The sequence below is a fragment of the Streptomyces hilarionis genome (assembly GCF_024539675.1).
GTDB lineage: Bacteria > Actinomycetota > Actinomycetes > Streptomycetales > Streptomycetaceae > Streptomyces > Streptomyces hilarionis.
The window spans coordinates 1-14,575 of the sequence record NZ_JAHHIT010000014.1 but is presented as its reverse complement, the minus strand read 5'-3'; the positions used below and the strand labels follow the sequence as shown (position 1 = coordinate 14,575).

Sequence of the window (14,575 nt, the reverse complement as noted above, 5' to 3'; positions counted from 1 at the left end):
ACCATCGCTGCCACACCGCGCTGGACGGACACCCGCCCATCAGCCGCGTCAACAACGCTGCGGGTCAATACACCTAGTGGCTTCCCGCATCGTTCGTCCCGGGCCTGCGTTCTCCCTGGCCGAAAATCCATGGTGCTCGTCCACGCCCCGGTTCCTTGCTCACGCACCCGCGCCCACTGTTGTTCGGCGCGGCCCTGGTCGTGGCGGCGTTCGCCTTCCTGCTGCCCTTCGCGCCGGGCCGGGCCGCCGCACGCCTGTTGCGCCTGGACGTGCCCACAACCGGAGCTCGGTCCGTCACCGGGCCCCGGTGGTCGGGACCTCCCCCGCGGATGTACCTGTTGTACCTGTCGAGTTCCTCCGGGCAGACCGGAAGGCGGTCGCAGAGGAGGCTACGCGGCGTCTCTGGCCCGTAAGCCCGCACGCGGCTGCCCTGGGCGGCGTTCACGTCTGTCCGGCGACCATGCGCAGGGCCGGCTCACGGCGGAGCCTGATGAAGGTGACGGCCAGGGCGACGGCCTGGACGACGGCGCAGCCCAGCACCGCTCGGCCCAGATGCGCGGCCGGAATGAGCGCGACGAGGATGCCGGCCGCCGGGAAGGGCAGCAGCAGGATCAGCATGGTCAGCGACAGCGTGGCCCCGAGCGCCGTGGACGGGATGACCACCGAGCGCACGGTCCGCAGGACGACCGTGAGGCCGCCGTCACCCGCCATGAAGAGCGCGACCAGGATCGTGTAGGCGAGGAAGGACGGCGCCTGCGGTACGCCCAGACAGGCCACCGAGGCGAGGATCGCGGACGCGGCCCCCACCGCCCACAGGTCGAACCGGCTCAGCACCAGGCGGCAGCACGTGATCGCCAGCAGGGTCGCCACCGCGGCGGCGGACCACATCGTGCCGACGCTGGCGGGCGAGCGGCCGAAGGTCTCGACGGCGATGACCGGACTGGCGGACTGGAGCAGGCCGAGGGCGAGGTTCGAGCAGGCCAGTCCCCCCACGAGCCACCCCAGTGCGGGCAGGCTCGCCAGCGTCCGCAGGCCCGTGCGCACCCCGCCGGCTCCTCCTGCGCCCTCCCTGGGTGCGGCTCGCAGCGGGGTCGGCGGGGTCTGAAGTGCGAGGACGGCAGCGAACAGGGACACCACGCCCAGACATCCGAGCATCCATCCCGGCCCGGCCAGGAGGAGGAATCCGGCGAGCAGCGGACCGAGGACCGTGGCCGTCTGGTCGATGCCGACCAGGACCGCTTGTATCCCGTGCGGACGGGCATCCCCCCGCCGGACGACGACCGCTCCGACAGCCTCGTTGGCGACGAACCCGAACTGGGAGAGGACGCCGGTCAAGGCCACCAGCGCCAGAAGGACCGACGTCTGCGTCGTGCCCCGCGGAAGCACCATCAGGGCGATCGCACAACCCGCCACCACGGCGGCCCGGCCCAGGGACGCCAGGAAACCCACGATGGCCGCCCCCCGACGGTCCACGACGTTCCCCGCCAGGACGAACGCCGCGATCCGGGGCGTCCACTCCAACGCGAACGCGAGACCCGTCAAAGAGGGGGAATCGGTGATCGTCAGGACCAGAAGCGGCATCGCGTACGTCGACATCGAAAACGCCAACGCGTCACCCGCGCGCGGACCATAGATCCGCCGGAAGAGCCCGCCGGGCGGAAGAGCGGCATGTCGACCGGCAGGCCGGTCCTCGTACACAGTGAGGGCCACGAACGGGAGGCTTTCGGCGAGGTGTGCTGAACGGGGTGAAGAATAAGGGGAATTACTCGCACTGAAAAGCGATGCGGGGAAATCAGCTGCGCCGACAGCCGTGCGAAGTGACAGTTCTCGCACATGTGGCAGGAACGATGAACTGACGCGCCTTCGTCGACAGTTGACGGCTCAACCTTACCTCCCCGGAGTGCCGCTAGGCATCACGTCTGTCCAGCTCAAGGGTATGAGGTGATTTCGGCCGGATAATGAGTTCACCCCGACAAGGCCTGGAGTTCGATACGTACCGTCAACAGCGGAATCGTTCCCTCCGCGGCGCAGCAGCCAAGGAACGCGGGCCCGGCCACATCACCTCCGACCCCATCGCGCGATCCCCGCCAAGAGTCCGATTCCGGCAAATAGACGAGTGGGCGAAGACTGTCCCGGACGTGACCTTCCGGTTGAGGCAGGCGGGATGGACCGCTTTACGGAGGTCGTCACCCGGATACAGGCCCGACCCCCGGACATCGAACTCGGCGACGAGGTCTGTCGCGTCGACCCTTTCCGTCACATGAATGCCAATTGCGCCCACCCGACCACCCGGTCCGCCGGAAATACCATGACGGAGTCGGGAAGTCGGGCTTCTGCGCGGCCGGATGTCCACCGAAAGGCGCCGCCCGGCGCCACGGCGACGCCGCGTGCCGACGCCTGCGAGGGCAGCGAGCTCGGGGCGAGGGTGAGCAGCACCGCTCCCGGCAGGCCGGACAAGCGCGGGCAGGTACCGGCGACCTGAGCCGGCCAGTCCACGCGTTCCCCATCGAGGCGGGCCTCTTGTGGCCGTCCGACCGCTGCGGAGATCAACGACGTCCGGTCAGAGGCCCACACCGGCCCTCAGCGAATGGTGCGACCGCGCGTGGGCCGGCTTCCGCAGTCCGCGCGCCGTGGTCCGGCGTGCTGACCAGGCACTTCATGGGAGCGCTCCCATCTCCCGGTACGGCGCTCGCCGCCGGTGCCGTGAATGCCTTGCGACGACATTCCCTCACGGTCGTGACCAGGCGCGGTTCCGGTCGCATCATTGGCATGAACCCGACCGGTGATGCGCGGGGACCACGCGGTCGGGCCAGTCGACGTGCCGGTCATCGGGTCCGGCACCAGGGAGGTCACCGTGATCACCGTCCCTCTCGCACGACGCACCGGCCGGCGATTACTCGTCACGGCCGTGTTCGGCGTGCTGCTGCTCGTCTCGTCGTTCCTGTGCGGCCTTTCGTCCCCGGCCGCCGCATCGGCCGGCCGAGCCGCCGCCGCGGACTCGGCGGGCCACACCGGCAACGCCACGCACTTCGACGGCCTCGGATCTCCCTACGGCGGGTGCGGAGTCCCGCAGGCGAATCTGGAGTCACAGGACTTCGTGGCCCTCAACGTGTGGAGCACACCGGGCCACTACGACGGACAGCCCACCCCTCGCCCCATCCCCTCCGGCAACGCCGGCAGCAGGGGACTGTTCGACAACGGCCACAACTGCGGCCGCTGGGTCCGGGTGTCGATCGGCGACTACTGCACCGGCACCAACGACGGCGCGGCGGGCCAGGCGTTCTGCCGCAACGGAAACTGGACGTCCGACAAGTACAACGGCGCGACCCTCGACATGCTGGTCGCCGACAGCTGCGGCGACACCAACGCCTGGTGCCGGGACGACCCCGACCACCTGGACCTGGCGACGCGCTCGCTGAACGCCTTCCGGCTCGGCGGGCAGCCGGTGACGGACATGTACCCCAACCGCTGGAACAACCGGCACGTCTCCTGGTCGTTCATCCCGGCGCCCGGCTACTCCGGCGACATCGCGATCGGCTTCGTCCAGAACGCGGCGGCCTGGTGGCCCACCGTCGACGTCACCCACCTGCCCAACGGCATCCACGGCGTGGAGTACTACGACGGCGGTGCGTGGGCGTCGGCGGCCATGGTCAGCGACCTCGGACAGCAGTACACGATCGGCCCCGACTCCCCGGGCGGATCGAGCTACACCATCCGGGTCCGTGACGTGGACGACAAGCTCGTGCAGGGCGGCCGCACGTACACCTTCGCCCTGCCGCGCTCCTGCTCCTCCGGGTGCCCTCAGCCGTACACCGGCGTCGAGTACACCACCGGCGGCGCCGGAAGCGGATCGCTGGACGCGCCGACGAACCTCACGGTGACCGCCACCACCGCCACCACCGTCTCGCTGTCCTGGAGCGCATCCTCCGGCGCCAGCGGTTACGACGTCCTGCGCGACGGACAGCCCGTGGGCTCCACCACCGGGACCTCCTTCACCGACAGCGGCCTGTCCGCCTCGACCTCGTACACCTACGCGGTCAAGGCCCACGACAGCTCGGGAGGCACGTCGGCCGCCTCGGCCGGCGTCTCGGCCACCACCGGGAGTTCGGGAGGCGGACCGCAAGCCGGCTGCACCGCCACCACCAAGCTGGTCAACTCCTGGCCCGGCGGGTTCACCGCCGAGGTGACGCTCACCAACACCACCGCCTCCAGCAGCACGGGATGGCAGGTCCGCTGGAGCTGGCCCGGCAGCCAGAAGGTGACGACCGCCTGGAGCACCAGGTTGACGCAGTCGGGTTCCTCGGTCACAGGCGCGAACGTCGACTACAACAGCGCCATCCCGCCCTCCGGTCGGACGACGTTCGGCTTCAACGCGACCGGAGACCCCTCCGGCCTGCCCGCCAACCCGGTCTGCGCCCTCACCTGATCCCCAAGGTCCACGGAAGGTGGCGGGCCGGGCCGGACAGGCCCACCCGCCACCGGCCCGCCGAGGCAACCGCGTGATCATCGCCCGACATGCCGACAACCGGCCCCGCTCCCTGGACGGATCGGGAGTTCGCTGCGGGAGTCCGCGGCGGGCGCGGCCCACGAAGCAGGCGGTGGACGCCGCGTGCTCGCGCTCGTCGGCTCACCCGGCCGGCGACCGGGTGAGCACGACCGGACGGGTGCGTCAGACCGTCGTGACCACCTGGTCGTAGGCGAGGCGGGGCGAACGGTCGAACCATGCGTTCTCCCCCGGCTTGCCCATGTTGACCACGGCGAGAACCGAGTGCTCGCCGTCGGCGAAGAACTCCTTGTTGATGCCGTCGGCGTCGAATCCGGTCATCGGGCCGGCAGCCAGGCCCGCGGCCCGAACCCCGAGAATGAAGTAGCCGACCTGAAGAGCCGCGTTGAATTTCGCGGACTCTTCCCGCACGCTCCGTTCGGAGAACATCAGGTCCTTGGCCTGCGGGAAATGCGGAAGCTGCTCCGGGAGCTCCTCGTGGAACTCGTTGTCCGCGGCGAGAATCGCGACCAGCGGCGCCTTCTCGGCCTTCGTGTTGTTCCCCTCGGCGAGGTGCCGGACGAGACGCCGGCGGGCCTCGCCCGAACGAACCAGGACGATGCGCAGCGGCTGCTGGTTCAGCGACGTGGGAGCGTACTTGACCAGGTCGTAGATGGCCTGAACCTGCTCGTCGGTCACCGGTTCCTCGGTGAACGTGTTGGCGGTACGAGCCTGCCGGAAGAGCAGGTCCTGTGCTGCCGGGTCGAGACTGAGAGACATATATGCATTCCTTGCGAACGAGGGGAACGGTCGACTCACGGATGAATTTGGCGCCCATTATTCCTATACGGTCGGCAGAATACTCGAGGCGAGTCTCACCTGCCTACCGCCGAGGGAGAACGGCGATATCACCCGACCCTTTCAAGCCATGACGCAGTGCCGGGAGACGGCACGCGCCACGTACCGCCTCCCCGCGTGGACCGCGGGTCGCAGCGGTGGCTCGATGGCGTCGCGCGAAGGTGACTCACATTCTTTCGTCGTCGGTCCGGGGCACGCCCAGTCCGAAGAACGTGCGGTAGGAATCGATCTGGCCGGTGAGCATGTGCATTCCGTGGTGCACGGGGTGGCCCGACGCGGCCGCCTCCCGCAGAAGGGGCGTTTCTCTCGGTTTCATGATGATGTCCGCCACCACGCTCCCGGGAGGCAGGCCGCCGGGCGCGAACGGCAACGGGTCGTCGGGGCGCAGCCCGAGCGGCGTGGCGTTGACGGCGAGATCACTGTCGTGCAGCACCGGTTCGGGGACGGCACGGACGCGGCCCGGCCAGTGTTCGGCAAGCCGCTCGACGAGCGCGGTCAGGCGAGGCCCGTCCGGATCCGACAGGGACAGGATGTCCACACCGGCGGTGAGCAGGGCCGCCGCGATGGCGCTGCCCGCTCCGCCCGCGCCGACCAGGGTCACCTTCTTTCCCCGGGGGGAGTGACCGGATGCGACGAGGCCCGCCACGAATCCCGAACCGTCGAAGTTCGCGGCGAGCCAGGCGCCGTCGGGCTCGCGCCGCAGGGCGTTCGCGCTGCCGGTGATCTCCACCGTGCGACTGCGCCGGTCGGCCAGCTGCGCGGCGGCCGTCTTGTGCGGCACGGTGACGAACAGGCCGTCCAGGTTGCCGACTCGCTGAAGGCCACGGACCACCTCGCCGAGGTCGCCCGGCCGCACCTCCACGGGCACCAGCACCGCGTCGATGCCCAGGCCGGCGAAGACCGGGTTGAGCAGCCCGGGCGACTGAACCTGGGTGACCGGGTCGCCCAGGACGGCGTACAGCCGCGTGGTCCCGCTGATGGCTCCCGTGTGCGGGCTGTCGGTCATCATGGCCCTTCCTCGTGCTGGAGGTGCTGCGTGAACGGCAGGTACCGGCGGTGGCGGCGGCGCCCCGACGCCGGACGCGGGGCTCCGCCGACGAGGATCAGATCCTCTTGGCCACGTAGTGGCGGTAGCTGTCCACCGGCGGCATGAACTGCGACGGCAGCACGCCCAGCTTCTTCAGCAGCCGGGTGGAGCCGCTGTCGGTGTAACCGGCGAATGACCCGCCCACGGCCTCCGGGCCGACCCGCTTGGCCATGTGCCGCTGGATGGCGCCGACCCGCTGCTCCCGCAGCGCCTTGTGGAAGGAGCCCTCGGGGGCCAACCGCCCGTGGATCGCCGCCTGCACCTGGGGCGAGATGTCGCGGTCGAGCGTCCACTCCAGGCCGAGGTCCTTCTCCTGGAGCTCCTTCAGGAAGGCGTGGCGCTGCGTGGTGTAGAGGTCGACATGGGTGAAGTAGCCGCCCGGCTTGAGCACGCGCGCCACCTCCCTCAGGAACTTCTCCAGGCTCGGATAGTTGTGCGCACTCTCGATGTTGACCAGGACGTCGACCTCACCGTCCTCGAACGGCAGGTTCTCCGCGTCGCCCTGGACGTAGCTCAGGCCCTTGCGCGAGAGCGAGGCGTTGGCCCGCTTGACGGCCTGGTCCGACAGGTCGAGGCCGATCATGCTCTTCGCGTCGACCACGCGGGAGAGGAAGTTCAGCCCTTCGCCGAGTCCGCAGCCGACTTCGAGAACGACCTTGTCCGCGTAGTCGTCCAGCGCGAGCGGCACCTCCCGGAGAGCGGCGAAGTACAGCTCCTCGGAGAAGCCGTCCGTGTCGTAGTCGAGGAAGCCGGGGATGCGGACGCTGATCTCCTTGGCCACCTGGTCGTCGTGGTAGCCCCAGTTCCACAGGATGCCCTTCTTCGACATCCGGGCCTGCAGGTCGTAGCTGGTGGAGATGTTCTTCTTGTGCGTGCCTTCCTTGGCCTTCTGGCCTCCCTGATCATTCGTCAGGTTGATCTCGTTGACGCTCGTGAACAGGCCGTACATGTCTTCGCGCGCACCCATGTGCGTGTCCTTTCTCAGGGTCTCCCCGCAGAACGGGGAATTCTTCGAAGCCGGGGCTTCTCGTCGGGACTTCTCGTCGGGACTTCTCAGCCGGTGGCAGGGACCGGCGCCCTCAGCCGGCGGGCGAGTTCGTCCACCAGCGCGCCCAGTTCCTCGGGCCCGTCCGCCGCGCCGAAGACGGTGAAGTCGGGGCGCACCAGCACGGCCGTCGCACCGTACTGGGCCAGGTACGGCAGATAGCGGTCCTCGATGTCGACCACGGCGCCGGGACCGGGGCCGGGGCCGCCAGTACCTGGCGCCCCCGGTCCCGTGCCCGCGGGCAGAACGTGCGCGAGGCGCGTGCCGAGACCGTCGAGGAAGGCCCGCCGCCGGTCGTCGAGCAGCGTCGACGGATCGTCGGCGGCCAGCAGGACGAAGCCCAGGCCGACGATCTCGTCGAACAGCCCCTCCCCTTCGGCGTCCGCCACCCGGGACTGCGGGAACAGGGTGCCGGCGGGACCCGCCGGAGTGCCGTCGCCGCTCTGCCGGAACAGGCCTTCGTCGAGGGGGATCGCGGTCGACATGGGCAGTGCGGCGGCGCCGTCGCGGTCGCGGGCGGCCAGCATGATCGCGTCCCGGTCGGCGGCCGCCGCGGGATCGGTCACGCAGATGACCTTGCCGAGTCTGACCGACGTGGTGATGGCGTTGCGCACGTGCGCCCGGCGTTCGGCGGTATAGGTGTCGAGCACCGACGCGTCGGCGAGACCGCGCAGGGCGAGGTCGAGCTTCCACGACAGGTTGGCCACGTCCCGGAAGCCCGAGCACATGCCCTGACCGGCGAAGGGCGGCATGAGGTGTGCGGCGTCCCCCGCGATCAGCAGCCTGCCCTTGCGCCACTCCCCCGCCCAGCGAGCCTGGAAGGTGTACACGGCGTGCCGTTCGAGCGTCGCGTTGTCCGGGCGCACGGAGAACATCGCCAGCATGCGCCACAGGGTGTCGTCGCGCTTCAGCTCCTCGATGTTCTCGCCGGGCAGCCGCATGAACTCGAAGCGACGGTGCCCCGGTCCGGCCGACACAGCGGTCCGCGGCCGCAGCGGGTCGCAGATCTGAAGGTTGTTGGGACGGAAGTCGCGCGGAGCGTCCAGGACGACGTCGCAGATCAGCCAGTCGTAGAAGAACCCGAGGTCGGTGAGGGAACTCTCCATCGACTCCCGGACGAAGCTGTTGGCCCCGTCGCACCCGACGACGTACCGCGCGGTGAAGGTGTGCTCCCGCTCGTCGGCGTCCTCGGAGATCACCTCGACCAGGTCGCCGCGGTCGTCGAGTTCGACGACCTCCTGCCCGCGGACGACCCGCAGGTTCGGGAACTCGGCGCCCCGCTCGATGAGCGTCGCCTCGAGACCGGGCTGGTACATGGCCGTCGCCTGGGGCCAGCCGCAGTGGCCGTCGGCGGCGCTCTCCATGTGCAGCAGGGTGTCGCCCGCCGCGTTGCGCCAGGCGTAGTCCCGTGAGTTCTCGCCGAACTTGTCGAGGAAGGGCCCGATGCCCGCGGCCGCCAGGATGCGGGCGGCCTCGTCGTCGAAGCCGACGGCACGGGGCATGGGGTAGGGCTGCGCCCACCGCTCCACGACCGTGACCCGCCAGCCGCGCCGGGCCAGCAGGATCGCCAGCACCTGGCCCACCGGTCCGTAACCGACGACGGCCACGTCCGCGTCGGTGACGACGTCCGTCGCGGCGTCCGTCCCGCTCGCGGCGTCGGCCTTCCGTGTCTGCACTGTCATCTGCGTCCGGTCCCGTCTCAGCCGTTGGCCGTGCCGGCGAGGATGTCCTTCACCACGCGCTCGAACTCGCTCTTGTCGATCAGGGTGCGGATCGATTCGTGACCGTTCTCCACCGTCAACAGCCGCCTGCCGGTGAGCACGAGCTGCCCGTTGTCGGTGGCGCGGCCGCGCAGCACGGTTCCGGCGAACAGCGAGTCCTTCACGATCTGCTCGGCGGCGGAGTCCCGCGGGCTGTCCCAGTCGGAGACGGCACGAGGGGTCAGTTCGAACCGGTACACCGACCGCCAGTCGCCGACCGCGGCCCGGCGTTCGAGCACATGGTGGGCGCCGTCCGCCGTGAGCCGGTAGGAGCATCCGAACTGGTGCTGCACCTCGTCGGTCATCCGCAGCGGCTCGAGGTACGACGGTCCGGCGAAGCCCACGTCGACCAGCCACGTCTCCCCGTCCAGCCGCACACAGGCGAAGGTGTGCTCGAGGTCCGGTCCGAACTGGCCGTTCGGCCAGCGTTGGGACGCGGCCAGGATCGAGACGTCGTAACCGAGTTCGGTCAGGAGCCTGCGGAACAGGCCGCTCAGGTCGTGGCACACACCGCCCGCGCCCTCGACGACGATCGCCCGGAACGTGGCGTCGACGTCGATGTCGACGACGTTGCGAAAGCCCGTGAAGCTCTTGATGAAGTGACTGCTGTCGTACGCCACCGACATCAGGTGCCGCTTGTGCAGCAGGCGGAGCGTTTCGACGCTCGGCGCGGGCGCGTCCGTCAACCCCAGACGGTGCAAGTAGGTCTCGACCTCGAACATCAGGTCACTTCTCCTTCTCGATGTGGTCCCACTCGGCCAGCAGTTCACGCAGCCGCGCGACGGCCCCCGCACGCGAGGCCTCGTCGTGCAGCGCCGGAGCCAGTGCCGACTTCAACTTGCCGATCTCCTCGGCGACCGCCTCCGGTGTGACGGCGAGTCCGGGTTCGAGGGCCTCCAGCATCAGCTCGGCGATCATTCCGGCGGTGGGGAAGTCGAAGATCAGGCCCTGCGGCAGGTCGAGTCCCGACACCCGGTTGAGGCGGTTGCGCAGTTCGAGACCGGTCAGCGAGTCGAAGCCGATGTCGAGGAAGGCGACCCCGTCCTCGACCGCCGTCGAACCGGTGGCGTGACCGAGCACCTGCCCGGCTTCCACCAGCACCAGGTCGGTCAGCGCCGTCAACCGCTCCGGCGGGGACAGCGGCAGCAGCCGCGTCCGCAGCGCCTCCCCGTCGTCCCCCGACCCGGCATCCTTGCCCCGGCCGACCGCAGCACCGGTGCCGGCAGCCGTGAGAGCGGCGGCCTCGGGCAGTTCCCGCAAGAGTGGACGCTGCCGGGCGACCGTGAAGGCCGGCACGAACCGCGACCAGTCGATACCCGCGACCACGAGGTGTCCCTCGCCGCCGGCCACCGCCTGGCCCAGCGCCTCGACCGCCAGGTCGGGCCGCATCAGCTCGACGCCGACCTCCGCGAACTCCTCGGCCACCCTCTCGTCGACCATGCCGCCACCGGCCCAGGCGCCCCACGCCACTGCGGTCGCCGCCCGGCCCCCGGCGCGCCTTCGGTGCGCGAGGCCCTCGACGAAGGCGTTGGCGGCGGCGTAACCGCTCTGCCCCGCACCGCCCCAGACAGCGGCGCCGGAGGAGAACACCACGAAGGCGTCCAGTGGACGGTCGGCGAGCAGAGCGTCCAGGTGGACGGCGCCGGCGATCTTCGCCCGGCCCACCTCGGCGAACTCCGCGACGCTGCTGTCCGGCAGTTGCGCCGGCGCCTGCGCGGCGCCGGCGGTGTGGAAGACGGCACGGACGGGCACCTCGGACGGGACCGCGGCGATGACGTCGGCGAGCGCGGCCCGGTCGGTGACGTCGCAGGCCACGATGGTGACGCGGGCGCCGAGCGCGGTCAGTTCCGACTCCAGCGCGTCCGCCCCTTCGGCGGCCCGGCCGCGACGGCTGAGCAGCAGCAGGTGCTCGGCGCCCCGGCTCGCGGCCCAGCGCGCCACGTGCGCGCCGATGCCACCCGTACCACCGGTGATCAGGACCGTGCCGCGCGGCGTCCAGGGCTCCGCGGCCGTCGCGTCATCGGCAGCGGCGGACTCGGCACGGACCATACGGCGCGCGTAGGCCCCCGTGGACCGGACGGCCACCTGGTCCTCGCCGAGCCCTCCGCCGAGCACGGCCACCAGTCGGCCCAGCGTCGTCTCGTCCGGCCCCGCGGCGACATCGACGAGTCCGCCCCAGGACCTGGGGTGGTCGAGGGCCAGGACGGTGCCGAGCCCCCAGACCATGGGCTGCGTCGCGCTGTCCGCCTCCTCGTCCTCCCGGACCGCGACGGCCCCGGACGTCAGGCACCACAGCGGGGCGACGACGTCCAGATCCCTGAGCGACTGGACGAGGGTGACGGTGGCGGCCGTGCCCCGTGACAGCGTGGGGTGGTCGGCGTCCGGCCGTTCGTCCAGGGGCAGCACGGACAGCACTCCCGCAAGCAGGTCACCAGCCGTGTCGAGACCGGCCCGGACGAGTGCCGCCCGGATCAGTTCCGCCAGGTCCTTCCGGTCCTCACCGTCCACGTCCAGCCGTACGACACGACCGCCGTGCGCGGTCAGCGCGCCGCCCACGGCGTCCGCCATCGCGTCCGCCTGCCCCGCGGGCACCACCATCAGCCACGTGCCGTCGGCGACGACCGTGGCCGGCGCCGGCGCGTCGGCCATCGGCCGCCACTCGATCCGATACCGCCAGCCGTCCAACACGGCCTGGTCCCGGTGACGGCGGCGCCACGAGGACAGGGCGGGCAGGACACCGTCCAGGACGGACGCGTCGAGCCGCAGGGAGCGGGCCAGCGAGTTCGCGTCTCCCCTGTCCACGATGTCCCAGAAGGCGGCGTCGACGGGGTCGGCCACCGTTTCGGGAACGGCCGGTCCGTCGCCCTCGATCCAGTAGCGCTGCCGCTGGAAGGGGTAGGTGGGCAGGTCCACCCGGCGGGCACCGGTTGCGGCGAACACCTTCTCCCAGTCCACGGCCACACCCCGGGCGTGAAGCTGGCCGAGGCAGTTCATCAGGGCTCGGTCCTCGGGCACGTCCCGTCGCAGGGAAGGCAGGCACTCCTGGGCCACCATCCCCGACAGCACACCATCGGGGCCCAGCTCGAGGAACGTGGAGACCTTCAGCTCACGCAGCGCCTGGACCCCGTCGTGGAAACGGACCGTGCCACGCACGTGCTCCACCCAGTACTCCGCCGAACACAACCGGCCCGCGTCCGCCACCCCGCCGGTCAGGTTCGACACCACCGGCAAAGCAGGCTCATGGAACGTCAGCCCCGCCACGACCTGGCGGAACTCGTCCAGCATCGGGTCCATCAACGATGAGTGGAAGGCATGCGAGACCCGCAACCGCTTCGACCGCCGACCCTCAAGCCGCGCCACCACGGCCGTGACCGCATCCTCGACACCCGACAGCACCAACGAGGAGGCACCGTTGACCGCGGCGACACTCACGCCCTCCGTCAGCAGGGGCACGACCTCGTCCTCGGCCGCCTCGACGGCGAACATCACCCCACCCGACGGCAGCGCCTGCATCAGGCGGCCGCGCGCCACCACCAAGGCCGCGGCGTCCTCCAACGACCACACACCCGCCACGAACGCGGCAGTCACCTCACCGATCGAATGCCCGGCCAGATAGTCCGGCCGCACACCCCAGGACTCCACCAACCGGAACAACGCCACCTCGACCGCGAACAGCGCCGGCTGCGCAAACCGCGTCTCGTCCAGCAGGTCCGCGCCTTCGAAGACCAGCTCCCTGAGCGAGCGACCGAGCTCCTTGTCCACGGCCGCGCACACCTCGTCGAAGGCCTCCGCGAACACCGGGAAAGCGGCGTGCAGTTCACGCCCCATCCCGACCCGCTGCGACCCCTGACCCGTGAACAACACACCCAGACGTCCGGGGACGACTGTCTGCGGCTCCACCGACGCAAGGTGCTCACGCGCCTCCTCCGCCGAACCCGCCACCACCACCGCACGATGATCGAAGTGCGCACGAGTCGTCGCCAGCGAGAACGCGACATCCACCAGGCTCAGTTCGGGCCGCTCCTCCAGGAGATCGGCCAGCCTCGCCGTCTGCGCGCGCACCGCCTCCGGCGACCTGCCCGACACCACCAACGGCGGCACTCCACGCGGCGCCCCACTGTCCGGGACCACGCCGTCGGGCACCACCGCACCGTCCACCGGAGTCGCGGACTCGACTCCCTCCAGGATCACGTGCGCATTCGTCCCGCTCAGGCCGAAGGAGGAAACGGCTGCGCGGCGGGGGCGGTCGTGGGTCTCGGGCCATTCCCGCGCGTCGGTCAGCAGTTCCACCGCGCCCGCCGACCAGTCCACCGCCGGTGACGGCTCGTCCACGTGCAGCGTCTTGGGCAGCACACCGTGCCGCATCGCCTGCACCATCTTGATCACACCCGCCACACCGGCCGCAGCCTGCGCATGACCGATGTTCGACTTCAACGACCCCAGCCACAACGGCCGATCAGCACCGGGCCGCTCCTGCCCGTACGTCGCGATCAACGCCTGCGCCTCGATCGGATCACCGAGGGACGTACCTGTGCCGTGCGCCTCCACCACATCGATGTCGGCCGCCGACAGACCCGCGTTCGCCAGCGCCTGCCTGATCACCCGCTGCTGAGAAGGACCGTTCGGAGCCGTGATGCCGTTCGAGGCGCCGTCCTGGTTGATCGCCGCACCGCGGACGAGCGCCAGTACCTCGTGGCCGTTGCGGCGGGCGTCCGACAGTCGCTCCAGCAGCACCAGACCCACCCCCTCGGCCCACGCCGTCCCGTCGGCACCCGCCGCGAAGGACTTGCACCGCCCGTCGGCGGCAAGACCCCGCTGACGCGAGAACTCGATGAAGCTGCCGGGTGTGGCCATCACGGCCACGCCGCCGGCCAGGGCGAGCGAGCACTCACCGCTGCGCAGGGCCTGCATCGCGGAGTGCATCGCCACCAGCGACGACGAGCACGCCGTGTCCATCGTCACGGCGGGTCCTTCGAACCCGAAGGTGTACGCCACCCGGCCCGAGACGAAGCTGCCCGCGTTGCCGTTGCCGAGGAAGCCTTCCAGTTCCTCCGGCACGCGGGTGAGGTTGGTGGCGTAGTCGTGGTACATGGCGCCGGTGAAGACACCCGTGCGGCTGCCCTTCAACGACGTCGGATCGATCCCCGCCCGCTCCAACACCTCCCACGACGTCTCCAGCAACAACCGCTGCTGCGGATCCATCGCCAACGCCTCACGAGGACTCACCCCGAAGAACCCCGGATCGAACTCCCCCGCATCATGCAGGAACCCACCATGACGAACCGTCGACTTCCCCACCGCGTCCGGATCGGGATCGAACAACCGCCCCACATCCCAACCCC

8 protein-coding genes are annotated in these 14,575 nt (G+C 70.4%); 1 reads left to right on the top strand and 7 read right to left on the bottom strand.

Features of this window, described 5'->3' with window-relative positions; translation table 11 throughout:
• Positions 1–441: 441 nt before the first annotated feature.
• Complete coding sequence (locus KMS84_RS04390) at positions 442–1,710, bottom strand: MFS transporter (RefSeq protein WP_256914682.1); 1,269 nt, start codon at positions 1,708–1,710, stop codon at positions 442–444.
• 1,144 nt (positions 1,711–2,854) lie between these two features.
• Between KMS84_RS04390 and KMS84_RS04385 the strand changes: the two genes are divergently transcribed.
• Positions 2,855–4,426 (top strand): cellulose binding domain-containing protein, encoded by a 1,572-nt coding sequence (locus KMS84_RS04385; protein WP_256914681.1) that lies wholly within the window; start codon positions 2,855–2,857, stop codon positions 4,424–4,426.
• 243 nt (positions 4,427–4,669) lie between these two features.
• On the opposite strand, the gene KMS84_RS04380 is transcribed toward KMS84_RS04385, so the two are convergent.
• The 6 genes from KMS84_RS04380 to KMS84_RS40880 form a co-directional block, all read right to left on the bottom strand.
• Positions 4,670–5,263 (bottom strand): malonic semialdehyde reductase, encoded by a 594-nt coding sequence (locus KMS84_RS04380; protein WP_256914680.1) that lies wholly within the window; start codon positions 5,261–5,263, stop codon positions 4,670–4,672.
• Between the two features lie 244 nt (positions 5,264–5,507).
• Positions 5,508–6,350 carry a shikimate dehydrogenase family protein gene (locus tag KMS84_RS04375; protein ID WP_256914679.1) on the bottom strand — a complete coding sequence of 281 codons (843 nt, stop codon included), beginning with the start codon at positions 6,348–6,350 and terminating at the stop codon, positions 5,508–5,510.
• A gap of 94 nt (positions 6,351–6,444) precedes the next feature.
• On the bottom strand, positions 6,445–7,395 hold the full coding sequence (locus KMS84_RS04370) for a class I SAM-dependent methyltransferase (protein ID WP_256914678.1): 951 nt from the start codon (positions 7,393–7,395) through the stop codon (positions 6,445–6,447).
• Between the two features lie 86 nt (positions 7,396–7,481).
• The gene (gene mhpA, locus KMS84_RS04365; RefSeq protein WP_256914677.1) at positions 7,482–9,155 is read right to left on the bottom strand and encodes a bifunctional 3-(3-hydroxy-phenyl)propionate/3-hydroxycinnamic acid hydroxylase MhpA; all 1,674 of its coding nucleotides are present in this window, start codon (positions 9,153–9,155) and stop codon (positions 7,482–7,484) included.
• Positions 9,156–9,172: 17 nt separating this feature from the next.
• On the bottom strand, positions 9,173–9,955 hold the full coding sequence (locus KMS84_RS04360; protein WP_256914676.1) for an arylamine N-acetyltransferase family protein: 783 nt from the start codon (positions 9,953–9,955) through the stop codon (positions 9,173–9,175).
• 4 nt (positions 9,956–9,959) lie between these two features.
• A partial coding sequence (locus KMS84_RS40880) for a type I polyketide synthase (protein ID WP_285893131.1) occupies positions 9,960–14,575 on the bottom strand: 4,616 nt, incomplete at its 5' end.